General features: G+C 48.1%; 23 protein-coding genes. All 23 read right to left on the bottom strand.

The window, feature by feature from the left end:
* Positions 1 to 7 precede the first annotated feature (7 nt).
* On the bottom strand, positions 8 to 916 hold the full coding sequence (truB, locus tag KNQ14_RS04770; RefSeq protein WP_214858004.1) for a tRNA pseudouridine(55) synthase TruB: 909 nt from the start codon (positions 914 to 916) through the stop codon (positions 8 to 10).
* Positions 917 to 966: 50 nt separating this feature from the next.
* Positions 967 to 1,308 (bottom strand): 30S ribosome-binding factor RbfA, encoded by a 342-nt coding sequence (gene rbfA, locus KNQ14_RS04765; protein WP_023468679.1) that lies wholly within the window; start codon positions 1,306 to 1,308, stop codon positions 967 to 969.
* A gap of 39 nt (positions 1,309 to 1,347) precedes the next feature.
* Positions 1,348 to 3,519, bottom strand: coding sequence for a translation initiation factor IF-2 (gene infB, locus KNQ14_RS04760; protein ID WP_023468680.1), 2,172 nt, complete (start codon positions 3,517 to 3,519; stop codon positions 1,348 to 1,350).
* Positions 3,520 to 3,534: 15 nt separating this feature from the next.
* Positions 3,535 to 3,837: a YlxQ family RNA-binding protein gene (locus KNQ14_RS04755; protein ID WP_023468681.1), complete on the bottom strand. Its 303-nt coding sequence runs from the start codon at positions 3,835 to 3,837 to the stop codon at positions 3,535 to 3,537.
* Positions 3,830 to 4,099, bottom strand: coding sequence for an RNase P modulator RnpM (gene rnpM, locus KNQ14_RS04750; protein WP_023468682.1), 270 nt, complete (start codon positions 4,097 to 4,099; stop codon positions 3,830 to 3,832). The genes KNQ14_RS04755 and rnpM overlap by 8 nt, the downstream gene beginning before the upstream one ends.
* Before the next feature lie 3 nt (positions 4,100 to 4,102).
* A complete protein-coding gene (nusA, locus tag KNQ14_RS04745) occupies positions 4,103 to 5,212 on the bottom strand; it encodes a transcription termination factor NusA (protein WP_023468683.1) in 1,110 nt (369 codons plus the stop codon).
* Between the two features lie 17 nt (positions 5,213 to 5,229).
* Complete coding sequence (gene rimP / locus KNQ14_RS04740; RefSeq protein ID WP_023468684.1) at positions 5,230 to 5,697, bottom strand: ribosome maturation factor RimP; 468 nt, start codon at positions 5,695 to 5,697, stop codon at positions 5,230 to 5,232.
* A gap of 129 nt (positions 5,698 to 5,826) precedes the next feature.
* A complete protein-coding gene (locus KNQ14_RS04735; protein WP_483298417.1) occupies positions 5,827 to 10,116 on the bottom strand; it encodes a PolC-type DNA polymerase III in 4,290 nt (1,429 codons plus the stop codon).
* 129 nt (positions 10,117 to 10,245) lie between these two features.
* The gene (locus KNQ14_RS04730) at positions 10,246 to 11,946 is read right to left on the bottom strand and encodes a proline--tRNA ligase (protein WP_214859808.1); all 1,701 of its coding nucleotides are present in this window, start codon (positions 11,944 to 11,946) and stop codon (positions 10,246 to 10,248) included.
* Between the two features lie 34 nt (positions 11,947 to 11,980).
* Positions 11,981 to 13,222 (bottom strand): RIP metalloprotease RseP, encoded by a 1,242-nt coding sequence (gene rseP / locus KNQ14_RS04725; RefSeq protein WP_023468687.1) that lies wholly within the window; start codon positions 13,220 to 13,222, stop codon positions 11,981 to 11,983.
* A 14-nt stretch (positions 13,223 to 13,236) separates the two neighbouring features.
* Entirely contained in the window at positions 13,237 to 14,391 is a 1,155-nt protein-coding gene (locus KNQ14_RS04720; RefSeq protein ID WP_214859807.1) for a 1-deoxy-D-xylulose-5-phosphate reductoisomerase, read from the bottom strand.
* Positions 14,392 to 14,405: 14 nt separating this feature from the next.
* Positions 14,406 to 15,206, bottom strand: a complete 801-nt coding sequence (locus KNQ14_RS04715; RefSeq protein ID WP_029342045.1) for a phosphatidate cytidylyltransferase — start codon at positions 15,204 to 15,206, stop codon at positions 14,406 to 14,408.
* 19 nt (positions 15,207 to 15,225) lie between these two features.
* Complete coding sequence (locus tag KNQ14_RS04710) at positions 15,226 to 15,966, bottom strand: undecaprenyl pyrophosphate synthase (RefSeq protein WP_029342046.1); 741 nt, start codon at positions 15,964 to 15,966, stop codon at positions 15,226 to 15,228.
* Positions 15,967 to 16,045: 79 nt separating this feature from the next.
* Entirely contained in the window at positions 16,046 to 16,603 is a 558-nt protein-coding gene (gene frr, locus KNQ14_RS04705; RefSeq protein WP_058704863.1) for a ribosome recycling factor, read from the bottom strand.
* Position 16,604: 1 nt separating this feature from the next.
* Positions 16,605 to 17,324: a UMP kinase gene (pyrH, locus tag KNQ14_RS04700; RefSeq protein ID WP_029342047.1), complete on the bottom strand. Its 720-nt coding sequence runs from the start codon at positions 17,322 to 17,324 to the stop codon at positions 16,605 to 16,607.
* A gap of 111 nt (positions 17,325 to 17,435) precedes the next feature.
* Positions 17,436 to 18,317 carry a translation elongation factor Ts gene (gene tsf / locus KNQ14_RS04695; protein ID WP_214859806.1) on the bottom strand — a complete coding sequence of 294 codons (882 nt, stop codon included), beginning with the start codon at positions 18,315 to 18,317 and terminating at the stop codon, positions 17,436 to 17,438.
* Positions 18,318 to 18,399: 82 nt separating this feature from the next.
* On the bottom strand, positions 18,400 to 19,134 hold the full coding sequence (rpsB, locus tag KNQ14_RS04690; RefSeq protein ID WP_012370721.1) for a 30S ribosomal protein S2: 735 nt from the start codon (positions 19,132 to 19,134) through the stop codon (positions 18,400 to 18,402).
* A gap of 129 nt (positions 19,135 to 19,263) precedes the next feature.
* A complete protein-coding gene (locus KNQ14_RS04685) occupies positions 19,264 to 19,692 on the bottom strand; it encodes a hypothetical protein (RefSeq protein ID WP_133207497.1) in 429 nt (142 codons plus the stop codon).
* A gap of 11 nt (positions 19,693 to 19,703) precedes the next feature.
* Positions 19,704 to 20,477, bottom strand: coding sequence for a FliA/WhiG family RNA polymerase sigma factor (locus KNQ14_RS04680; protein WP_047393832.1), 774 nt, complete (start codon positions 20,475 to 20,477; stop codon positions 19,704 to 19,706).
* Between the two features lie 13 nt (positions 20,478 to 20,490).
* Complete coding sequence (locus tag KNQ14_RS04675; protein WP_029342052.1) at positions 20,491 to 20,973, bottom strand: chemotaxis protein CheD; 483 nt, start codon at positions 20,971 to 20,973, stop codon at positions 20,491 to 20,493.
* Complete coding sequence (locus KNQ14_RS04670) at positions 20,966 to 21,574, bottom strand: chemotaxis protein CheC (RefSeq protein ID WP_029342053.1); 609 nt, start codon at positions 21,572 to 21,574, stop codon at positions 20,966 to 20,968. The genes KNQ14_RS04675 and KNQ14_RS04670 overlap by 8 nt, the downstream gene beginning before the upstream one ends.
* Positions 21,567 to 21,995 (bottom strand): chemotaxis protein CheW, encoded by a 429-nt coding sequence (locus KNQ14_RS04665; RefSeq protein WP_029342054.1) that lies wholly within the window; start codon positions 21,993 to 21,995, stop codon positions 21,567 to 21,569. The genes KNQ14_RS04670 and KNQ14_RS04665 overlap by 8 nt, the downstream gene beginning before the upstream one ends.
* A gap of 11 nt (positions 21,996 to 22,006) precedes the next feature.
* The gene (locus tag KNQ14_RS04660; RefSeq protein WP_214859805.1) at positions 22,007 to 24,010 is read right to left on the bottom strand and encodes a chemotaxis protein CheA; all 2,004 of its coding nucleotides are present in this window, start codon (positions 24,008 to 24,010) and stop codon (positions 22,007 to 22,009) included.
* Positions 24,011 to 24,016: the final 6 nt, after the last annotated feature.

Here is a 24,016-nt window from a genome sequence, read left to right as displayed (position 1 = left end):
TCCGATCTTAATCGATTTGTAGCATGACCTCGACGCGTGCTACCTGTTCTTCTGGAAGACGTCGATATAGCGCTAAAGGTACGTCCTCTTCATTATAGACAGTAAACAGCTCGAATTCGACTGGAATGCTTGTCAGCTTTGCTCCGTTCAAGACACGTTGCGCTGTTGCTGCATCAACCGTCAATCGTGGCCATTTTTGGATGACGTGTTCGATCGGTAGGACGTGCTGCATCCGTTCTTCGACCGTCTCATACGATTCGAGTGTTTCGAGTGTGACGGTATCCGTCTCAGCAATCGCACCAGATCCTGTCCGGCGTAAGTCGCTCATGTGTGCCGCATAACCAAGTCGTTCTCCGATCTCGACTGCTAGCGTCCGGATATACGTCCCTTTCCCGCACGCGATATCGAGGCGGAATCGGCAGAGACCATCTTCGAACACAAGGTCCGATGTCCGTTCTAATCGATCGATGCGAACGATCCGGGTCGGTCGCTCGACTTCAATCCCTTTTCGTGCATATTCGTATAACTTCTTCCCGTTCACCTTAACAGCTGAATAATACGGTGGTGTCTGCTCGATCTCCCCTGTCAATGCGCTCAGGATATCAGCGATCGCCTCTTCAGTAATACTTCCGGGTTCGACCAGCGTTTCACGAATCGTCTCTCCGTGTGCATCTTCTGTCGTCGTTGCGAAGCCGATCGTCACTTCCGCCGCGTAACGTTTTCCTTCATCCGTGATGAAGCGGGCAAGCTTCGTCGCTCGACCGAGACAAATCGGTAAGACACCTGTTACTTCCGGGTCAAGCGTTCCTGTGTGTCCAACCTTTTTCGTCTGAAACAAACGACGTAGACGAAAGACACAATCATGACTCGTCATGCCGGCTGGTTTATCTAGTGGTAATACTCCGATGGGTTCCACGTGATGTCCTCCTTGAAAAAAGGCAACCACACGCGTGGTTGCCTTAGGTGTTAATCTTTGTTCAAATTCCGAAGCAACTCATCAATGCGTGATCCGTATTCGACAGAAGAATCGACCTCGAACAATAGTTCAGGTGTTTTCCGTAGACGAATCCGCGATCCGATTTCCTTACGCATGAAGCCTTTCGATTTTTCAAGACCGATGCGCGCATCCTCACGTGCTTTTTCGTCACCGAGGACCGAGTAGAAGATCGTCGCTTGTTGCAAGTCTCCTGTCACTTCGACACCTGTGACGGTAATCGGCTTGACGCGTGGATCCTTGACATCTTTGATGAGCAGTTGCGTAATTTCCTTACGCACCTGTTCGGCGACACGATTCGAGCGTAAACTCATGTTTGTTCCCTCCAGTTCGGAAGAATGGATTCCGTTCTGTTACTTCCGTTTGACTTCTTCCATGATGAACGCTTCGATGACATCATCGACTTTTACATCATCATAACGTTCGATCTTAATACCACACTCGTAACCAGCAGCGACTTCTTTGACATCATCTTTGAAGCGGCGAAGTGTATCGAGTTTTCCTTCGTAGATGACAATGCTGTCACGAACGACACGGACACCTGCATCACGCGTTAACTTACCTTCCGTGACATATCCACCCGCGATCGTACCGACTTTCGATACTTTGATGACATCGCGGACTTCAGCTTGACCGATGATTTTCTCGACGAATTCAGGATCAAGGAGACCTTTCATCGCTTGCTCGATTTCTTCAATCGCGTTATAGATGATCCGGTGAAGACGAATTTCAACCTTCTCCTGATCCGCCATTGATTTCGCGTTACCATCCGGACGAACGTTGAATCCGATGATGATCGCATTTGCTGCCGAGGCGAGGATGACGTCACCTTCCGTGATCGCCCCAACACCTGAGTGTACGATGTTAATTTTAACACCTTCGACATCAATTTTCTTCAATGAACCGGCTAAGGCTTCAACTGAACCTTGGACATCACCTTTGATGATGATGTTGAGGTCCTTGACTTCGCCTTCTTTGATGCGGTCGAAGAGATCTTCTAAGCTAACTTTCGCTGAATCGCGACGTTGTGCTTCGATTTCACGTTGGTAACGTGCTTCACCGATTTGGCGTGCTTTTTTCTCATCTTCGAATGCGAAGAATTGATCGCCCGCTTTCGGGACATCGTTTAGACCTGTGATTTCGATTGGCGTCGATGGTCCGACTTCTTTGACACGACGACCGATATCGTTGACCATTGCCCGGATACGACCGAACGTGTGACCGACAACGATCGGGTCACCAACGCGAAGTGTTCCGTGTTGAACGAGAAGGGTAGCGACTGGACCGCGTCCTTTATCGAGTTTCGCCTCGATGACTGTTCCGCGACCGTTCATGTCTGGTGTTGATTTGTATTCTTGAACTTCTGAGACGAGAAGGATCATCTCGAGCAATTCGTCGATGCCGTCTCCTTTAAGAGCTGAAACCGGTACGAAGATCGTATCGCCGCCCCAGTCTTCTGCAACGAGTTCGAACTCTGTTAATTCTTGTTTGACACGGTCAGGGTTCGCACCCTCTTTATCCATCTTGTTGACCGCGACGATGATTGGAACGCCAGCTGCTTTCGCGTGGCTGATCGCTTCCTCCGTCTGCGGCATGACACCGTCATCTGCTGCAACGACGATGATCGCGATATCCGTGACATCTGCTCCACGTGCACGCATCGTTGTGAACGCCGCGTGACCTGGTGTATCGAGGAACGTGATCTTCTTGCCGTCGATCTCAACTTGGTAAGCACCGATGTGCTGCGTGATCCCGCCGGCTTCGCCTGCAGTGACCTTCGTGTTGCGGATCGAGTCGAGCAATGTCGTTTTACCGTGGTCGACGTGTCCCATGATCGTAACGACCGGTGGACGCTCAGACAATTCGTACTGGTCAAGGTTCAATTCGTATTGATCAAAGTCCGTCTCATCGACTTGGACTGTCTTTTCGACTTCAAAACCAAACTCTGTCGCGAGCAGTTCGACTGTTTCGTCATCAAGATCTTGGTTGATCGTCGCCATGACACCGAGACCCATCAATTTCATGATCAATTCATTCGGTTTTTTCGCCATTTTTTCAGCGAGTTCTCCGACTGTCAAGTTATCAGAGTATTGAACGACGTTTGCCATCGCCTCTTCTTGAGCCCGGCGAGCTGCTTTCCGTTGACTCGACTTCGAGTTCGGATCCGCTACTTCGAGTTTACGCGGTTCTGCTTTCTTTTGGTTCGGACGACGTTTGCCGCCACGGTTGTTACGGTTGCCGAATTCTGGGCGTCCGCCTTTGCTGTTACGTGATTGGTTACCTGCTGGTTTGTTTGTACTTCCTGGTCGGTTCGGTTTATTATCTGATTTCACTTGTTTTGGAGCCTCCGTCTTTTGAGCCCGATATTTCTCGGGATTAAATACTTGATCGAGTTGCTGTACTGTCTGTTCATCTAATACTGCCATATGATTCTTGACTGGTTTCTCCAGCTTTTCGAGCTGGGTGATGACCTGCTTACTTGTTACGTTTTGTTCCTTGGCGAATTCGTATACACGTTTACCCAAAGGATCCACCTCCAATTAGTCGTTCGAGAGGAGTTCAGTTAGCTTCTTCGCAAATCCGGCTTCATTGACTGACACGACAACACGCGCATCCTTTCCTAATGCTTGACCGAGAATCGTCCGGTCGGCGACTTCTAGGTAAGGAACCTGATAACTCGTACATTTATCTGTGACTTTCTTACGCGTGGCAGCCCCCGCATCTGCTGCTAAAAGAACAAGCTTCGCTTGTCCTCCTCGTACTTCTTTCAGTACGAGTTCTTCTCCCGTCGTCACTTTTCTAGCTCGATTCGCGAGACCGAGAAGGGATTCCCATTTACTCATTTGTACCTCCCGCGATTTCAAGCAATTCATCGTATAAGGCATCTGTCGTCTTGACCTTCAAATGATGATCAAGCGTCCGTTTTTTCTTCGCCGTCGCAATGACTGCCGCATCTTTCGATAAATAGGCACCTCGCCCATTCATCTTACCATTTAAATCGATGACGACCTCTTGTTCAGGTGTCCGGACGACACGAATTAATTCTTTTTTCGGTTTCATTTCTTGTGTGATGACACACTTACGTAATGGTACCTTTTTTTGCACAAATTATTCCTCGCCTTCGACTTGGACCGCTTCTACTGCCGGCTCTTCCGTCGCGAAGACATCTTCGAGATCCATTGCTTCCGCTTCAGACTCGCTCTTGATGTCGATTTTCCATCCTGTCAATTTCGCTGCGAGACGCGCGTTTTGACCACGTTTCCCGATGGCAAGCGACAGTTGGAAATCTGGAACGACGACGATTGTCGCTTTCGCTGGTTCGTTGACATAGACCGCAACGACTTGAGCTGGGCTGAGTGCGTTCGCGACATATTCTTTCGGATCATCCGAGTAACGGACGATATCGATTTTTTCCCCGTTCAAATCATTGACGATGCGTTGAACACGCGCCCCTTTTTGTCCGACACATGCACCGACTGGATCGATGTCGTCCGCTGCGACTGCGATTTTCGAACGGTCGCCCGCTTCACGCGCCACAGACTTGACTTCGACTTCGCCACTTGAAATCTCTGGTACTTCGATTTCAAAGAGACGTTTTAAGAGACCTGGATGTGTCCGTGATACGAGAATCGATGCCCCTGATCCCTTGACCATCGGATCAACCTTCGTGACGTACACCTTGATGCGATCACGAATCCCGAAACGCTCGTTCGGCATTTGCTCGTGTGTCGTCAAGACAGCTTCGATACCTTCTAGGTTGACGTACAAGTTGCGTGCATCTTGACGCTCGACGATACCTGTCATGATCTCGTCTTCACGATCCGCGAAGTGATTGTAGATGCGTTCGCGTTCTGCTTCACGCATTTTTTGTGTGACGATCTGTTTCGCCGTTTGTGCTGCAACACGACCGAAGTCGCCTGGCGTCACTTCGACTTTATGGAAATCGCCGAGTTCATATGTCGGATCGATCTCGTGCGCTTCTTCAAGCGAAAGTTGCTCTTCTGGTTGTGTCAATCGTTCGACGACTTCCTTAAGCGCGAAGACACGGATGTCTCCTGTCTGCTGGTCGAATTCGACTTTTACAGCCTCCGATTCTTTTCCGAAGTTGCGTCGGTACGCTGAAATCAATGCCTGTTCGAGCGCATCGATGATGATGTTCTTGTCAATTTCCTTCTCTTTCGCGATTTGATTGATCGCCTCGAGTAACTGTGGTCCCATCGTTCTCTTCCTTTCCGTCAGAACATTACCGCAAGTCGCGCAAGTGAAATCTTGTCGACCGGTATCTCAATTTTCAATTTTCTTGTTTTGACACGCACTTCGATTTCAAGCATCTCAGGTGTGTACGCGAGCAACGTTCCTTCGAATTCAACCGCATTCTTTACTGGATCGTGCGTTTTGATGTACACATGTTTCCCAATCGCCTTTTCGAAGTCCTCGTCTTTCTTCAGTGGACGTTCCGCTCCTGGACTAGCGACGTCGAGGTAATACGGCTCGTCGATCGGATCATTGTCATTCAATGCTTCCGATAACTGTTCATTGATTTTGACGCAGTCTTCAAGATCCACGCCACCCTCTTTGTCGATGGAGACACGTAGGAACCAATCCGCCCCTTCTTTGACGAATTCAACGTCGACTAGCTCCATCCCCTCTCGTTCGACGATTGGTTTTGCGAGCGCTTCGACCTTTTCCGTTACGTTCGTCATCTTCATCCTCCTTCAAAAAACAAACAAGAAAGGAGCAGGTCCCCCTACTCCTTCCAAGTCGTAGTATAAAAAACATTTCCTCACTCAATATAGCATAGGAAAGCGCTCAAAGCAAGTGTTCCTAAGGGCTTACAAGTCGAACAAGGAGAGCTGATTCTCGTCCGGTAACCCTTCGAGACAGCCTAGGTTATCGAGCGTCTCAATGATCGATTTCGATAACTTAGCGCGTTTTTGGAGGTCTTCCTTCGAGAGGAATTCGCCGCCTTTACGTGCTTCGACGATCTGCTTCGCTGCATTCGTCCCGAGACCTGTCACGGCATTAAACGGTGGTAACAACGTATCTCCGTCAATGAGGAATTCCGTTGCGCTTGAGCGGTAGAGATCGACCTTTTGGAACGTAAAGCCACGTTCGATCATCTCAAGCGCGATTTCAAGAACCGTATACAGCCCTTTATCCTTCGCCGTCGCTTCAAATCCTTTATCCTTGATGTCTTGCAAGACTTTGCGAACGGCAGCAGAGCCTTTATTCATCGCACCGATATCAAAGTCACCCGCACGAACCGTAAAGTACGAAGCGTAGTAATACATCGGATGGTGGACCTTATAGTAAGCAATCCGGACGGCCATCAAGACGTAGGCGGCAGCGTGGGCTTTTGGGAACATGTACTTGATTTTTTTACAAGAATCGATATACCAAAGCGGTACGTCATTCTCGATCATCGCCTCTTCCATGTCAATCGAGAGTCCTTTCCCTTTTCGGACCGACTCCATGATTTTAAAGGCAAGCGACGGTTCAAGACCGGCATAGATCAAGTAGACCATGATGTCATCTCGACAACCGATGACGTCTTTTAGTTCACATGTTCCGTTGTAAATCAATTCGCTGGCGTTTCCGAGCCAGACATCCGTTCCGTGCGAGAGTCCTGAAATCTGGACGAGCTCCGAGAACGTCGTCGGTTTCGTCTCTTCTAACATTTGGCGAACGAACTTCGTCCCGAACTCCGGAATGCCGAGCGTCCCTGTTTTTGAATCAATCTGCTCCGGCGTCACGCCGATCGATTCCGTCGAACTAAAGATTTTCATGACTTCCGGGTCATCGACCGGAATCGTCTTTGGATCTCGTCCTGATAAATCCTGTAACATCCGGATCATCGTCGGGTCATCGTGACCGAGGATATCGAGTTTGAGTAAGTTATCGTGAATCGAGTGGAAGTCAAAGTGTGTCGTCTTCCATTCAGAACCCATATCGTCTGCCGGATACTGAATCGGACTAATGTCATAAATATCCATATAGTCCGGTACGACGATGATCCCACCCGGGTGTTGCCCGGTCGTCCGTTTGACACCGGTGACACCACTGACGAGACGATCGACTTCCGCATTCCGATACGTCAGCTCATTCTCCGACTGATACCCTTTGACGTAGCCATACGCCGTCTTCTCGGCGATTGTTCCGATTGTTCCGGCACGGTAGACGTAATCGTCACCGAACAGGACTTTCGTATAGGCATGGGCTTGCGGCTGATATTCTCCACTGAAGTTCAAATCGATATCCGGTACTTTATCCCCTTTAAATCCAAGGAACGTCTCGAACGGAATATCATGACCATCCTTAAACAATGGGATATCACATTTCGAACAAGACTTATCCGGTAAATCGAATCCCGAACCAACGGAACCGTCATCGAAGAACTCCGATTCCTTACAATTCGGACAGACATAATGCGGTGGTAATGGATTAACTTCCGTGATCTCGGTCATCGTCGCAACGAGACTTGATCCGACCGATCCCCGTGAACCAACTAAATAGCCGTCGTCGAGCGACTTTTTAACGAGTTTGTGGGAAATCAGATAGATGACGGCGAATCCGTGACCGATGATCGACTTCAACTCTTTTTCGAGTCGGGCTTCGACGATCTCCGGTAACGTGTCGCCGTAAATCCGGTGCGCCATATCGTACGACAAGTTCCGAACTTCTTCATCCGCCCCTTCGATCTTCGGTGTATAGAGATCTTTTGGAATGATGTCGATATTCTCGAACTGTTCCGCGACGGCTTGACTGTTCGTGATGACGAGACGTTCCGACACATCCGGTCCGAGGAACTTGAAGTCGTCCATCATTTCCTTCGTTGTCCGGAAGTGCGCCGGCGGCAATTGTTTTCGCATGTTCAGCATGTTCGCTCCACCTTGCGTCCGGATCAAAATCTCCCGGTACGTGGCATCATGTTGATCGAGGTAATGCACATTCCCTGTCGCGACTGGTAAGATATCATGTTCTTCCGCGACGCGGATGATCTTTTTAATCAGTTCGCGCAGTTCGAGTTCATTCTGAACGATTTCCCGTTCGATCAAATGTCCATACATCGCGGGTGGCTGAATCTCGATGAAATCATAGAACTGCATCACTTTCGCTAAATCTTCGTCCGACTTGTTCAAGGCGGCATCAAACACTTCGCCATTATCGCAAGCTGATCCAATGATCAATCCATCCCGGTGCGCGACGAGTTGCGAGCGCGGTGTGCGGACGACACGGTGCACGTGTTTCGTGTGAGCAATCGAAATCAATTGGTACAGATTCTTCAAGCCTGTCCGGTTCTTCGCATAGACCGTCGCGTGGTATGGTCGTGCCCGCGAGATATCTTTCCCCATCTCCCGGTTGAGCGAGGCGTGTGTCTTCATGTCGAACATCTCATCTGCCATTTGAAGCAATTTGACCATCAAATAGCCTGTCGCTTCCGCGTCATAGATGGCGCGGTGATGCTGTGTCAATTCGATGTCAAATCGTTTCGCGAGTGTGTTCAATCGGTGGTTTTTTAGCGTCGGCATCAAGACACGGGCTAGCTCAAGCGTATCAATGACCGGCAAGACCGATTCATCGTGTCCACCGGATCGTAGCGTCGCATTCAAGAATCCGATATCAAACGAAGCATTATGGGCAACGAGAATCGAGTCGCCGACCCAGTCCATGAATTCCTTGACGACTTGTTCCGGATCTGGTTTTCCCCGGACCATATCATCGGTGATCCCTGTCAAATCAATCGTCGTCGCCGACAACAGATGCTTCGGATCCGCGAATGCTTCGAACTTATCGATGATATCACCGTCGTGGATTTTGACGGCTGCAAGTTCGATGATCTTGTTGTACATCGCGGATAAACCAGTCGTCTCGACGTCAAAGACGACGAATGTCGCGTCATCTAAGTTACGTTCCACCGGATGATAGGCGACTTGCACCCCATCATCGACGACGTTCGCTTCGATTCCGTACAATACTTTGATATTGTTTTTCTTTCCGGCATAGTAGGCATCCGGGAAACTTTGTGCACCCGCGTGATCCGTGATCGCAACAGCAGGATGACCCCATTTCGCCGCGCGTTCAACGTATTTCGTCACGTTCATGACGGCGTCCATTTGACTCATTTGCGAGTGCGCATGTAACTCGACACGCTTCTCGCCTGCCCAAGGGTCAGCAGGGGCTTCCATCTTCACCTCTGACAGTTGGGCAATCATCATACAAAGATCGCGCAGGAACGTATCGAACTCAACGCGACCTGCCGCCTGAATCCACATGCCTTTTTTGATGGCTGAGAGGATCTTGACGTCTGTTTCGTCACGCGCAAACATCTTGACGACGAGGGAGTCCGTATAATCCGTCATCTTAAACGTAAAGATCGTCTTTCCACTTCGTAGTTCACGACTCTCTGCTGAGAAGACGAGACCACGGATCGCAATCCGTCGTTCCTCATCTTGGATCGTCTTAATCGGGACAATCTCATCTTGAATTGGTTTCCCGATCCGGATCTCAACCGGTCCTTCATCGTCATCCCGCGATTGTTCCCGCTTGAATTGCAACTCGAGCATCCGCTTTGCTTCTTCCATGTCTTCCTGTTTCACCTGATTACGCAACGCTTCTTGTTTCGATTCGTTGATTTGAACAATCGGTTCACAGTTGAATTTCGGAAATCCGTAAGCACTGTAAAGTAACTGCAACTCTCCACATAAGCTACTTTTTAAGAATCCTGCTTCCGGTTCACTCCGGACCGGAATGAATAATTTCTGTTCTTTGAACTCCGGTAAGACCCGTCCAAGTTGTGTCCGCATCGCCGATGAGACATCTGCGAGATCCTGCACGACGTATGGCCAGTAATCATGATACAGGCGTTCGTCTGGTCGACCATCCGCGTATAGGATGACCTTGACTTCGGCGAATTGCTGATACCGACTTATCAAGCGACTCGTAAAGAGTTGATAGACGTTTTGTGGCAAAACCTGTGGCAAGCGGATCTCAAATGTCCAGGTTGCTTTTGCTTTATTGACGCGAAGCTTCTCAAGAACTGCTTCGTTAAAGTATTCTTCAATGATACCATTCGGTAATTCCAAGTCACTAAGCAACAGTGACATGCGTTGTTGTGTATCCACTCGCAATTGTGCTGTCTGATCGCTTCACACCGTGACAGCAACTCCTCCTCCTCTTGCGGATTGCCCAAGGGGCGAATGGGTGTGAGACAAGAAAACAGTCACTTTATGAAAAGTGACCGTCTCCATTCTTTATTCTAAACCTTCATAGAGTGAACGAACAGCCTCAACGACTTGTTCTTGTCCAATTTCTTCTGCATCGCCACCACGACGGGCTTTTAATTCGACGATTCCTTCTGCCGCTTTTTTGCCGACGTTCAAGCGAACCGGTAGACCGATCAAATCCGCATCGGCGAATTTGACGCCTGCTCGTTCTTTCCGGTCGTCAAGTAGGACGCTAAAACCTGCAGCTGTCAACTCACGGTATAGTGTTTCTCCGAGTTCAAGCTGTTCCGCATTTTTACCATTGACGACGATCAAATGAACATCGTATGGTGCGATCGCTTTTGGCCAAATGATCCCGCGCTCATCATAATGCTGTTCGACGACTGCCGACAATGTCCGCGAGACACCGATGCCGTAACATCCCATGATGAGTGGTTGTGCTTTACCGCCTTCATCGAGGAACGTCGCTCCCATTCCTTCAGAGTAACGTGTTCCGAGTTTGAAGACTTGACCGACTTCGATGCCACGTGCGAATTTAACGTTTCCGTTGCCGTCTGGTGACGCGTCACCTTCTTCAACGAAGCGCAAGTCTGTATATTCTGCTTCGAAATCACGACTTGGGTCGACATGGATATAATGCGTTTCCGCTTTGTTTGCACCACAGACAGCGTTCGTCAAGGCACGAATCGCGTAATCGGCGACGATCTTCATGTCTGCCCCGATCGGTCCGAGTGTTCCAGGCGTTGAGTGAAGCGCTGCTTCAATCTCTTCGTCGCTCGCCATCGTGATGTCGAGTGCTCCCAGATAGTTTTTCAATTTGATATCGTTGACTTCGTGATCGCCCCGGACGAGAGCCATGACAAGCCCTTGTTCCGTTTTGAAGATGACAGTTTTGATCGATTCATTTGCTGGTAAGTTCAGATGTGCGCTGACCGCTTCGATCGTCTTCGCATCAGCCGTATGCACTTCTTCAAGTGCTTCTGGTGCTTTATCTTGCTTCGGATAGGCATCAATCGACTCTGCCATCTCTAAGTTCGCTGCATAATCCGATTGGTCCGAGTAGACGATCGTGTCTTCACCGATTGCTGCTAACGCATGGAACTCATGTGTTCCACTACCACCGATTGCACCCGAGTCAGCGACGACTGGACGGAACTCAAGACCCACACGTGAGAAAATCCGAGAATACGTATCAAACATGTTTTGATACTCTTCGTCTAAGCTCTCTTGTGACGAATGGAACGAGTAGGCATCTTTCATGATGAACTCACGACCACGTAATAAACCGAAACGTGGCCGACGTTCGTCACGGTATTTCATTTGAATCTGGAAGAGATTGACCGGTAACTTTTTGTACGAGTTCAATTCATCACGAACGATTGAAGTGATCAGTTCCTCGTGCGTCGCTCCGAGCGCGAACCGGCGATCATGACGATCCGTCAAGCGCATTAATTCAGGTCCATAGATATCCCAGCGTCCTGTTTCTTCCCATAGTTCAGCTGGTTGAATTGCTGGCATCAGTAATTCTTGCGCACCCGCTGCCTCTAATTCCTCGCGAATGATTGTCTCGATGTTTGCGAGTACTCGTTTTGCGAGTGGTAGATACGAATAGATTCCAGCGGCATTTTGACGCATGAATCCTGCACGAAGCAAGAGTTGGTGACTGATGGCTTCTGCATCAGATGGTACTTCACGCAACGTTGGCATGAATAGTTTTGATTGTTTCATAATGAGTCACGAACTCCTTTGACTGAGTGATTAATTAAAAGAATTTTTGAATGTCGTTCCAAGTGACGACGAGCATGAGTAGCATCAAAAGCGCAAAACCGACGAAGTGAACCAATCCTTCTTTTTGAGGATCGACCGGTTTACCGCGTAAGGCTTCAAGGAAGAGGAACAGTAAGCGTCCTCCGTCAAGTGCTGGAAGTGGCAATAGGTTGAAGACTGCTAAGTTAACGGACAACAATGCCGTCCATGTCAAAAGCATCGAGAACCCACTATCTGCGACCTGATCGGTCATCTTGACGATCCCGACTGGCCCTGATAATTGGTCGACGCCAACGACACCGGTCACGAGATCTCCAACAGCTCCGACGATGAGCGTCGACATCCGCCATGTTTCTGAAACGCCCGTTTGTAGTGCTGTTCCGAATGATTTTTCTGTCTCATTCGTAACACCGATGATGCCGACCTTCTGTTCTCCTTGCTGCTGCACTTTTGGCGTGATTTCAGTTGTCGTCTCTTTCCCATCACGCTCATATTTTACTTCTGTCGCTTTCCCAGCACGATCTTGGAATCCAGCACGTAAATCAGTCCATTTGGCTGTATCCTGTCCGTTGACTGAGATAATCCGGTCACCTTCAACAAGTCCTGCTTGATCGGCAGGTGAACCTTTTTGTACTGTTCCGATGACGCTTTCCCCTGTCGGAGAGCCATTATATAAGGCAAGACCGAATAAAATGACGAACGCGAGGACAAAGTTCATGAACGGTCCTGCAGCAATCGCAAGGACGCGTTTCCAAACGGATTTCGAACCAAATGTGCGGTCATACGGCGCAATTTGTGTCCGTGTCTGACCTTCGACAAGAAATGCTGTCGGTGAGACAGGATAGCGAACCGATGTCTCGTCTTGTAACCCAACGAGTTCGAGTTGACGCAACAAGTCAATCCGCTCGACAGTAACGACTTGATCGACTTGTGGCTGATCTGCATCGAAATAAATCGTCTCGATGACACCGTCCTTTAACTGTAATCCAACGGTTTGACCTGATTTAATCTCTACGAGTTCAGGTTCTTCACCCGCCATCTTGACGTAACCGCCAATCGGCAACAGGCGCACCGTATACAACGTCTCATTCTTAAACACTGAAAAGATCTTCGGTCCAAATCCAATCGCGAATTCACGACAGAGAATACCTGCCCGCTTCGCCATTACGAGATGACCCCATTCATGGACGGCGACGAGTACACCGAACATCAGCACGATTGAAATAAAGGTCGTCATTACTTATCCCATCCTTAGTTAGCGAATGTAAGAGACGATACGAACTCACGCGCCCATCGATCAGCTTCAAGGATTTGATCCAAGGAAGGCTCGTCGATAAGGGTATGAGCTTGAAGCGCCGCCTCGACGCTCGCTTCGATTTCTAAAAAGCGAATGTCCCCTTTTAAGAAACGGTCCACCGCTTGTTCGTTCGCAGCATTGAGTACTGATGGCATCGATCCACCGGCTTGACCCGCTTCAAAAGCAAGTCGTAACAACGGATAACGATCAAATGATGCATCAGCAAAGTGTAAGCGTCCGATTTCCTTTAAGTTTAACCGTTCTCCCCCTTGGATTTCAAGGCGGGACGGATATGTAAGAGCGTACTGAATCGGTTCTCTCATGTCGGGCATACCAAGCTGAGCCATGACAGCTCCATCATTGAATTCGACCATCGAGTGAATGATCGATTCACGGTGAATGACGACATCGATATCCGCATAGTCGACATCAAATAACCAGTGCGCTTCAATGACTTCGAACCCTTTGTTCATCATCGTCGCCGAATCAATCGTGATTTTTGCTCCCATCGACCAGTTCGGATGCGCCAGTGCTTGTTCGACCGTCACGTCTGCTAGTTCTTCCCGTGATTGATCACGGAAGCTTCCGCCTGATGCTGTCAAGATGATTTGACGGACATCTTCTCGTCGCTCACCGTTCAAGCATTGGAAAATCGCCGCATGTTCACTATCAACGGGTAAAATCGTCACGTTTTTTTCACGTGCGAGCTTCATGACAAGGTGCCCTGCCGTGACGAGTGTTTCTTTGTTCGCAAGACCAATCGTTTTACCCGCCTCGATTGCAGCAAGCGTTGGACGTAAGCCAACAGCTCCTACGACCGCTGTAATGACCGTATCGACTTTAGGATGCGTCACGACATCAAGCAACCCTTCTTCACCGATGACGATCGTCGGCTGATAGGTCAACTGTTGCTCGAGTTCTTGACGTGTTGTCTCATCTTGGACTCCGACAAGCATCGGTTGCAAACGATTTAACCACGGTACGGCAACCGTCATGTTGCGACCAAATGCAAAACTCGTCAATTCAAAAAGATCTGGATTAGCCGCAATGACATCAAGCGTTTGCGTACCAATCGATCCCGTTCCACCGATGATACTGATTTTCTTCATAATGAAGCGCCTCCTCAAGCAAAGATATCGAGTACGACGAGGACCGTAAAGACGATCATCATGCTGTCGAACCGATCAAGAATACCACCATGACCCGGTAGTAACGTTCCAGAATCCTTCACACCATAATGGCGTTTGTAAGCGGACTGGACCAAGTCACCAAGTTGCCCAACGACGGCAACGATGATGGCAAGGACAATGACTTTCCCAAAACCGACTGTCGGTTCGATACTTTCGAACACGACACCAAGTAAGATGGCAAGTAATACGCCACCGACTGCCCCTTCAATCGTCTTGTTCGGGCTGATTGACGGCCACAGTTTATTCTTACCAAATCGCTTCCCGACGAAGTACGCCCCTGAATCCGTAAACCAGATCAAGAGAATGATCAAGAGCGACCACGTTAATCCATGTTCGAGTAAACGGATGTAGGCGAACGATGCAAAACCGACACCGACATAAACCGCAGTCAGCAGTAAAAAGGCGACATCATCGAACGTAAAGACATTTTTCGAAAACACGTTCCAAAAGAGACCGATCAATAAAATGATCATTGCCCAAGCGATTGGTGAAAGTCCGATTGGGAGTGTCCGATCGACTGCCTCTTCATAGATACCGACGAATGGTAATAATGTGCCGATCCCGAATAAAATCCGTGGAATGCGCGAACCGCTCCATTGTCGCATCCGGACGAGCTCGGTATAACCGAGAATCGTTAGTATTGCCATAAACGCTAAAAAGGGAAGTCCACCGATGTACAAAAGCGCCAAAAAGATGGCGCCTGCCCATATCCCTGTGATAATCCGAGTTTTCATAAGCTAGTTCCTCATTTAATCAGACGCCGCCAAATCGGCGTGTCCGTTGATTGTAATCTTCAATTGCTGCCAAGAAAGCATCCCGACGGAACTCTGGCCACAAGACATCTGTAAAATAAAACTCTGCGTACGCCGCTTGCCAAAGTAAGAAGTTCGATAACCGTTGTTCGCCACTCGTTCGAATCACGAAATCGACATCGGTTACGGATCCTGTCATTAGCTCGCGCTCGATCGTCTCCGGTGTAATCGCGTCCGGTGACAATGTTCCTGCCTGAACCTGTGCGCCCAGTTTTTGCATGACTTGTACGAGCTCATCGCGTCCTCCATAATTCAGAGCGAAAATCAGACGAAGTCCTGTATTGTGTTGCGTATCCAGTTTCGCTTGTTCCACTGCCTCACGTGTGAAATGAGGGAGGCGTGACACTTCTCCTGCTACCTCGACTTTGACATTTTGCGCGTCTAACTCTTTTAAATCCGACTCTAAAAATTGTGCCGGTAGCTTCATGAGAAAACTCACTTCTTCTTCCGGACGCGTCCAATTCTCCGTCGAGAAGGCGTATAATGTCAGACTCTTAACGCCGAGTTCATTTGCAACCCGAACGACCTCACGAATCGATTTCATGCCTTCGCGATGTCCCATGATACGCGGAAGTCCGCGTTTTTGTGCCCATCTACCGTTTCCATCCATGATGATAGCGACGTGCTCAGGCACCCGGTCATAGGTTTCGGTTTCTTTCGTCTGATTCAACCATTGAAACATCCGCACTTCCTCCTCTCTCAATTATGAAGAAAGGGACTCTTCGTGTGACAAAGAGTCCCCCCCATGACGATCCGTCGCGTCATACTTCCATGATTTCTTGTTCTTTTTCCGTTGCTGTCTGATCAAGTTGTTTAACGAACTTGTCTGTCAACGTTTGAACATCTTCTGTGTATCCACGCAAATCATCTTCTGTCAATGCACCATCTTTTTCTTGTTTCTTTAACTGCTCGTTCGTATCACGACGAATGTTACGGAGGGCAACCTTACCTTCTTCCGTATACTTCTTGACGAGTTTGACGAGTTCCTTCCGGCGCTCTTCCGTTAGTGGTGGAATCGCAAGACGGATGACCGTACCATCAGATGATGGCGCAAGACCAAGATCAGCACGTTGAATCGCTTTTTCAATCTCGCTGACCATTGATTTATCCCATGGAGTGATCAAGATCAGACGTGCTTCTGGTGTGTTGACGTTCGCTACTTGATTGAGCGGTGTCGGTGCACCGTAGTATTCGACTTGAACGGGATCTAAAATCGCAACGTTCGCACGACCGGCGCGGAGTGTCGCAAGTTCTTTCTTAAGTGAAAGATGTGCTTTTTCCATCCGTTCTTCGGCTTGTTTTAAGATTTCTTTTGACATATTATTTCCCCCTTACGATTGTCCCGATTTCGTCACCGATGACGACACGTTTGATGTTACCTTCTTCCATCAACGAGAAGACGATGAGCGGGATGTCATTGTCCATACAAAGTGAAGTTGCTGTAGAATCCATGACTTGAAGTCCATCCTTTAAGACATCCAAGTAAGAGAGCGTTTCGAATTTCTTCGCTTCTGGATCAACATTCGGGTCAGCTGAGTACACACCATCGACGTTGTTTTTCGCCATCAAGATGACCTCTGCTTCAATTTCAGCTGCACGAAGAGCAGCTGTCGTATCTGTTGAGAAGTACGGGTTCCCTGTACCTGCTGCAAAGATGACGACACGTCCTTTTTCGAGGTGACGCATCGCACGGCGACGAATGTACGGTTCTGCTACTTGGCGCATCTCGATTGATGTTTGAACACGTGTTTCAACACCTACATCTTCTAAGCTGTCTTGAAGCGCAAGCGAGTTCATGACTGTCGCTAACATCCCCATATAATCGGCGTTGGCCCGGTCCATCCCAAGTTCTGCACCTGTTTTGCCACGCCAAATGTTTCCAGCTCCGACGACGACCGCTACTTCAACGTTCAATTCAACTAATTCGCGAATCTGTTCCGAGATAGATTTGACGATGACAGGATTGATCCCAAACCCTTGATCTCCTGCGAGCGCTTCTCCGCTCAATTTTAACACAATCCGGTTATATTTCGGTTGCATGACTATGTCCCCCTTGCTAAATTCCGTAAAAAAGGAACACGAACCACTTCCACACGAAAGTGGATTGAAGCATACGTGTTCCTTCTCTTGTCATCAGGATGATCCCGATTCTTATTTTTTAAGTTGGTTCATAACTTCTTCAGCGAAGTTCTCTTCGCGTTTTTCCATACCTTCTCCAACTTCGAAGCGTACGAATGACACGACTTTACCGCCTTTAGATTCTACATATTTACCAACTTTGAAGTCTGGATCCTTGACGAACGTTTGATCGACGAGGCAGATTTCCTCGAAGAACTTGTTCATACGACCGACGATCATTTTTTCAACGATGTTAGCTGGTTTTCCTTCGTTCAATGCTTGCTCAGTGAGAACTTTTTCTTCACGTGCTTTTTCTTCTTCTGTGACAGAAGTACGGTCAACGTAAAGTGGACGTGCTGCTGCGATGTGCATTGCAACGTCTTTTGCAACTGTTTCGTCTGTCGTACCTTCGATAACGACGACTGAACCGATGCGTCCACCCATGTGGAGGTAAGAACCGAAGACTGCGTCATCTGATTTTGTGAAGAGTGCTACGCGACGGAGTGAGATTTTCTCTCCGATTGTTGAAGCTTCTTCTGAGATGTATGTGTCGATTGTTTTACCTGCTTCGTATTCAGAAGCAAGAGCTGCTTCAGCAGTCTCAGAACCGTTACGGAGAACAGCGTCTGCGATATTTTGAACGAGTGTTTGGAAACGTTCGTTTTTCGCAACGAAGTCTGTTTCTGAGTTGATTTCGACGAGTGCCGCTTTGTTGCCGTCAACTGCAACTGCAGTCAACCCTTCAGCAGCGATACGATCGCCTTTTGCTGCTGCTTTAGCAATCCCTTTTTCACGCAAGAAATCTACTGCTGCGTTCATGTCACCGTCAGTTTCAACGAGTGCTTTTTTGCAGTCGAGCATACCTGCACCTGTTTTTTCACGAAGTTCTTTAACCATTGCTGCTGTAATAGCCATTCGATATTCCTCCTTATAACATCCTTAGTTTCAAAAAAAAGGTGATAAAAGGTCGATTCCCTTTATCACCTGGCATCACGAATTACTCAGCGTCTGCTACTACTTCTTCAGTAGTTTCAGGTGCTACGTTATCTTCGCCTTGTTTAACTTCGAGGATTGCGTCAGCCATTTTACCAGTGAGCAATTTGACTGCACGGATCGCATCGTCGTTCGCTGGGATGACGTAGTCGATTTCGTCTGGATCACAGTTAGTATCAACAATCGCAACGATTGGGATGTTGAGTTTGTGTGCTTCTGCAATCGCGATACGCTCTTTGCGTGGGTCAACGATGAAGAGTGCATCCGGAACGCCTGGCATATCTTTGATACCGCCGAGGAATTTCTCAAGACGAGTCATTTCTTTTTTAAGAATGATGACTTCTTTTTTAGGAAGAACTTCGAATGTACCGTTTTCTTCCATTTTTTCGAGTTGTTTCAAACGGTTGATACGTTTTTTGATTGTAGAGAAGTTCGTGAGAGTTCCACCCAACCAACGTTCGTTGATGAAGTATTGACCTGCACGGATCGCTTCTTCTTTCACAGTGTCTTGAGCTTGTTTTTTCGTACCAACGAAAAGAACGTTTCCGCCTTCAGACGCTACTTCACGGATGAAGTTGTATGCTTCGTCTACTTTTTTGACCGTTTTTTGAAGGTCGATGATGTAGATTCCGTTCCGTTCTGTGAAGATGTATTTTGCCATTTTTGGGTTCCAACGGCGTGTTTGGTGACCGAAGTGTACACCAGCTTCTAACAATTGTTTCATCGAGATTACTGCCATGATGAATTCCTCCTTTTGGGTTTTGGATGTCCTCCGCGATGATCGTCTGTCCAGCTAACCTATTAAAGGCACCGCAGCTGGCGATACATGCGTGCGTAATTAACACCGTAGACTAATATAGCATAAAGATTACCGAGGGGCAACCTTCGTTTGATGAGAAAGTTTAGCAATCAAAGCAACCTCTCCCGTCCCACGATTCAAAGACCGCGCAAGCGTCTCAAGATCTGCTCCTTCTCGTAGCGCCTGCTTGACATCCGTTAACGTTGGTTCTTTTGAAATGGATTGTTCGATTTCGACGGTTTCCGATTTTTCGTATGTAGCCGCCTTCACCATCTGTGGAGACGCGTTCGGTACTTGATCAACTTGTTCGTTCGCTTCAATTACGGATGTCTCCGTCATGGCGTTGACGTTCTCCATGAAATGAAGCAACACTTGTTCCGTCTCATTCTTTTCACGTTCCAACCGGGTAATTCGGTCTTTAAGCGCTGCCTGCTGGCGAAACAACACCAGCAGCGCATAACAGACTAAAGCAGCTAATAAAATATAAACGACAGTCATAATTCTTCCTTTCACATGGCGACACGATCTGCTAAGTAGGCACTTCCGAGCGCATTCTTCAACTTACGAAGCGCTTTTGAATGGATTTGTGAAATACGGGAAGTCGAGAGCCCGAGGACTTCACCAATTTCCGTAAGCGTCAATTCTTCATAATAGAACAACGAGACGACAAGTTGTTCTTTTTCGGATAGTCCTTCGACTTCCTCTGCCAGTTTAGCGATCAACTCCCGCATTAATAACATATCTTCCGGTGTAGCAGTATCTGGATCTAAATAGGAGACGGTCATCGCCTTCCCCTCATCCTGTAGCGTGACTGCTTCATCGATCGATAATACATTCGCAAAATAGCTTTCTGCTAAAGCACCCTTGACCTCGTCCGGTGTCATGTCGACGATGGAAGAGACTTCGTCTAATGTCGGCGTCCGTTGCAAAGATTGTTCAAGGATCTCGACTGCTGCCTCGACCCGTTTTGCTTTTTCCCGTAAGGAACGTGGTAACCAATCGATTTTACGAAGCCCATCTAAAATAGCTCCTCGAATCCGAAAGGCGGCATACGTGTCGAATTTATTATTATGATTTTGATCGAATTTTTGAAGCGCATCGTACAATCCCATCATCCCTAAACTTTTCAACTCGTCTCGATCGACACTTTTAGGCAACGTCGCACTTAAACGCTGAACGTGGTATTGAACAAGTGGTTCATAATTGTGAAGTAACAGGTCTGCCACCGCAATATCGCGTGTGGTCAGCCATCGATCCCAAAGTTGTTGTAATTCCTCACGCATGACCATTCCTCCTCTAGATTTCCAGCGTCCCGACATTCACCGTCCGGATGACGAGACGCCCTGATTGTGAGTGGAACTCGATCGTTCGTCCATTCGTGCCGCCAACATCTTCGGCAACGAGTGGAATTTTGACTTGTTGAAGCATTGCTTTGACCGCAGCGATGTTTCGCTCACCAATCCGCATTGATTCATGTTCATACTTAAATTGAAACATCTGAGCCCCTCCCGCAATCTTCGCACGTAATCGGATGGCTCCACTTGCTCGTAATTCGCGGGCTACCTCTAGAATTGCCGTATCCGCGAACTTTCCGACTTCAAGCTCCCGATTCCGACTGATCGCTGAATCAGGCAACATGACATGTGCCATACTCGATAACCCTCGTTCCTGGTCATAGATGACGACGCCTACACACGATCCAAGACCCGCCGTCCGTAAAATGACGGGGCGTTTACTGATGGCGTACTCCGCAATCCCAATCCGTACGATTTCATCCATTCAAGTCCACACCCAATCGTTCGAAGACCGTCTGAAAGGCGTTCGCTTCAGGCAACAAAAGTAAATGTCCGGTCAAATCGTTTCCTGCACTAGACAAATGCGTGTCGATATAGACAGCCATATTTCCTGGAGTCGTTGATTCAAGTAAGGCTACTTCAAGTAACGCACCAACCATATCAAACGCTGATGCAGGAACACTGACATGTAACGATAAATCAAGCCAATCGGAGATGGCCCGAGCATATGCTCCTATTAAAATATTCCCAATTTCTTCCCAAGCAGAAACCCCCATTTCGTGGGAATCGGAAAAAAAGTGGAATTCCGTTTGCATCAATTGGCTCACGAGCTTCTCTGCATCACGAAGTGGCATCAAAAAAAGTAACGTTGCTTGAATATCGCCAGAAAAACGTAACAATGCACCAGCGGTATACGTTTCCGCCCCTCCACTTCGCTCGATGATCGTCGTGAAATCCTCAAGTTCAGCGGAAGGTACTTCGATCTCAATCGGTTGTCCAAGTAAGGTCGAAAGTGCTGTTGCTGCGTGACCAGCTCCAATGTTGCCGACTTCCCGTAAAATGTCCCGTTCGTTTGGATTAAGCATGAACGATGTCCTCAAATAAGCGATTCGGCTCAATCAACGAAAACAATTGCTGATCGCCTTTTGCGACTGCAGTCAAATACGAGGCATCCTCCTGCTTTTGTTCACTGAGCGGTTCAATCCGAACATCCGTTGATTCGACGACTTCGTTTGCCCGGTCGACGATGAATCCAGCGTCCCCGTGCTCCAAAGTAGCGATGATGATGCGGGTTTCTTCCGTTTCTTCCATTAATTCGAATCCAAGACGGGCACGCAGGTCAATCACGGGGGTGACGACACCTCGCAAATTGATGACTCCTTTGACATAGGATGCAGCGTTCGGAATCCGTGTGATCGGGATGAGCCGTTCGATTGAACGAACAGACTGTACATCAATACCGTATGCATTATCTTCTAATTGAAAAACAACCCATTTTTGTTCCATCTTCGTTCCCCTCACTTCCGTAATAGTGCATTGCTGTCAATGATCAATGCGACTTGTCCGTCTCCAAGAATCGTCGCGCCAGAAATCGCACGGATGCCTTCTAGATAACTACCGAGTGGCTTCATGACGATCTCCTGTTGACCGATCAATTCGGATACGATCAACCCTGCTAATTTTTCGCCACTCCGGACGACGACGACCGAATAGGCTTCTGCCTCATGTTGTGGCAATCCGTAAACTTCATTCAGCGAAATAAGTGGAACCAATTGTCCACGGAAATCAAATACTTTTTCCCGGTGCGCTTGCAGGATCGCCGATTTACGTAAAGATGTCGTCTCGATGATGGCAGTCAGTGGAATTGCATACGTTTCTTGTCCGAGCTCAACGAGCATGGCTGAGATGATCGAGAGCGTCAATGGTAAACTGATACGGAAAATCGTTCCTTCTCCGCGGCGTGTCTCAACGAACACTTCTCCACCCAATGATTCGATCTTCGATTTGACGACGTCGAGACCAACACCACGACCAGACAAGTCCGTGACTTCTTCTGCTGTCGAGAAACCAGGTGCGAATAACAGCATCGAAGCCTCTTCGATCGTTAATTGCATCGCTTCTTCTTCTGTGATCAATCCTTTTTCAATCGCAATCCGTGTGACACGTTCGTGATTGATACCTGCTCCATCATCTTCAATCTCAATGAAGACTCGGTTTCCTGAATGGTAGGCACGAAGCGAAAGATTTCCTTCGACCGGCTTATTCGCTAAAATCCGTTCCGCTTTGTTTTCAATTCCATGATCGATCGCATTACGGATCAAGTGGACAAGTGGATCACCAATCTCATCGATGACTGTGCGATCAAGTTCCGTCTCAGCACCCGTAATGTGTAGTTTGATATGTTTTCCGACATCCTTCGAAACGGAACGCACCATTCGTGGGAAGCGGTTGAATACTTGTTCGATCGGCATCATTCGTAACGTTAAAACGAGTGATTGCAATTCGTTCGTGCCCCGTTTGATCCGTTCGACCGTATCTGTCAATTCCGGTGAGCTGACTTCTGCTGCAATACGCTCCAAACGTCCGCGGTCGATGATGAACTCTTCGAACAGATTCATCAAACGATCAATCCGCTCGAGATTGACACGAATCGTTTTCGAAGCGACAGGCACAGATAGATCTGTCTGTTCTGGTGAATCCGGTGAAGCTATTGGTGCAGGTACTGATGTCGCAACCGGCACTTCCTGTGGAAGGGTGGATGTCGCCACCTCTGCTTCTGGTGTTGCTTCGAACACGTCCATCGTTACTGTTGCGACTTCAGAAACCGAGGCAACCGCCTCTTGAATGACCGATTGCTCTTGTTGTGTCACGAATAAAACAGAGAATGACGTCTCAAAATGTTCTTGCTCCAGTTCATCAGATGTCGGATTCGACAAAATGACATCTCCGAGCTGTTGTAAACGATCAAAGACCATGTAGACACGTGCCGCTTTTAAGATGACGTCTGCTGAAAGTTCGACTTGGACGATATAGGCTTGATAACCGGACGCAATCGATTGTTTGACGACCGCTTCCGAATAGACATCACATTCGAATGTTGATGGTACAGTTGATGGCGTAACCGAAATGATCTCTTCTTGTTCGGGACGAATGAACTGCTGTAATCGTCTCACTGTTTCCGTAACGTCAAGTTTCCCTTTTCCACCACGACTGATGTCTTCTACCATCGTTTCCAGTTGCTCAGCAGCAACGAATAGGACATCGATCAACTCAGCTGTAGCAGATTGTTTCTTTGATCTGACTAAATCAAGGGCGCTCTCCATCTCATGCGTCAAATCAGCGATCGCATCATATCCCATCGTTCCTGCCATTCCTTTTAGCGTATGGGCAGAACGGAAAATTTGATCGATGACCGCTTCATCGTCTAATCGTTCTTCAAAAACCAATAAGCTTGTGTTAATAGCTTGTAAATGCTCCATCGACTCATCGAGGAACAACCCCACATATTCATTTAAGTCCATGACTGA

This window comes from Exiguobacterium sp. s161 (genome assembly GCF_018619045.1).
Taxonomy (GTDB): domain Bacteria; phylum Bacillota; class Bacilli; order Exiguobacteriales; family Exiguobacteriaceae; genus Exiguobacterium_A; species Exiguobacterium_A indicum.
Note: the sequence above shows the minus strand (reverse complement) of the source record. Positions and strands in the feature narration are given on the sequence as shown.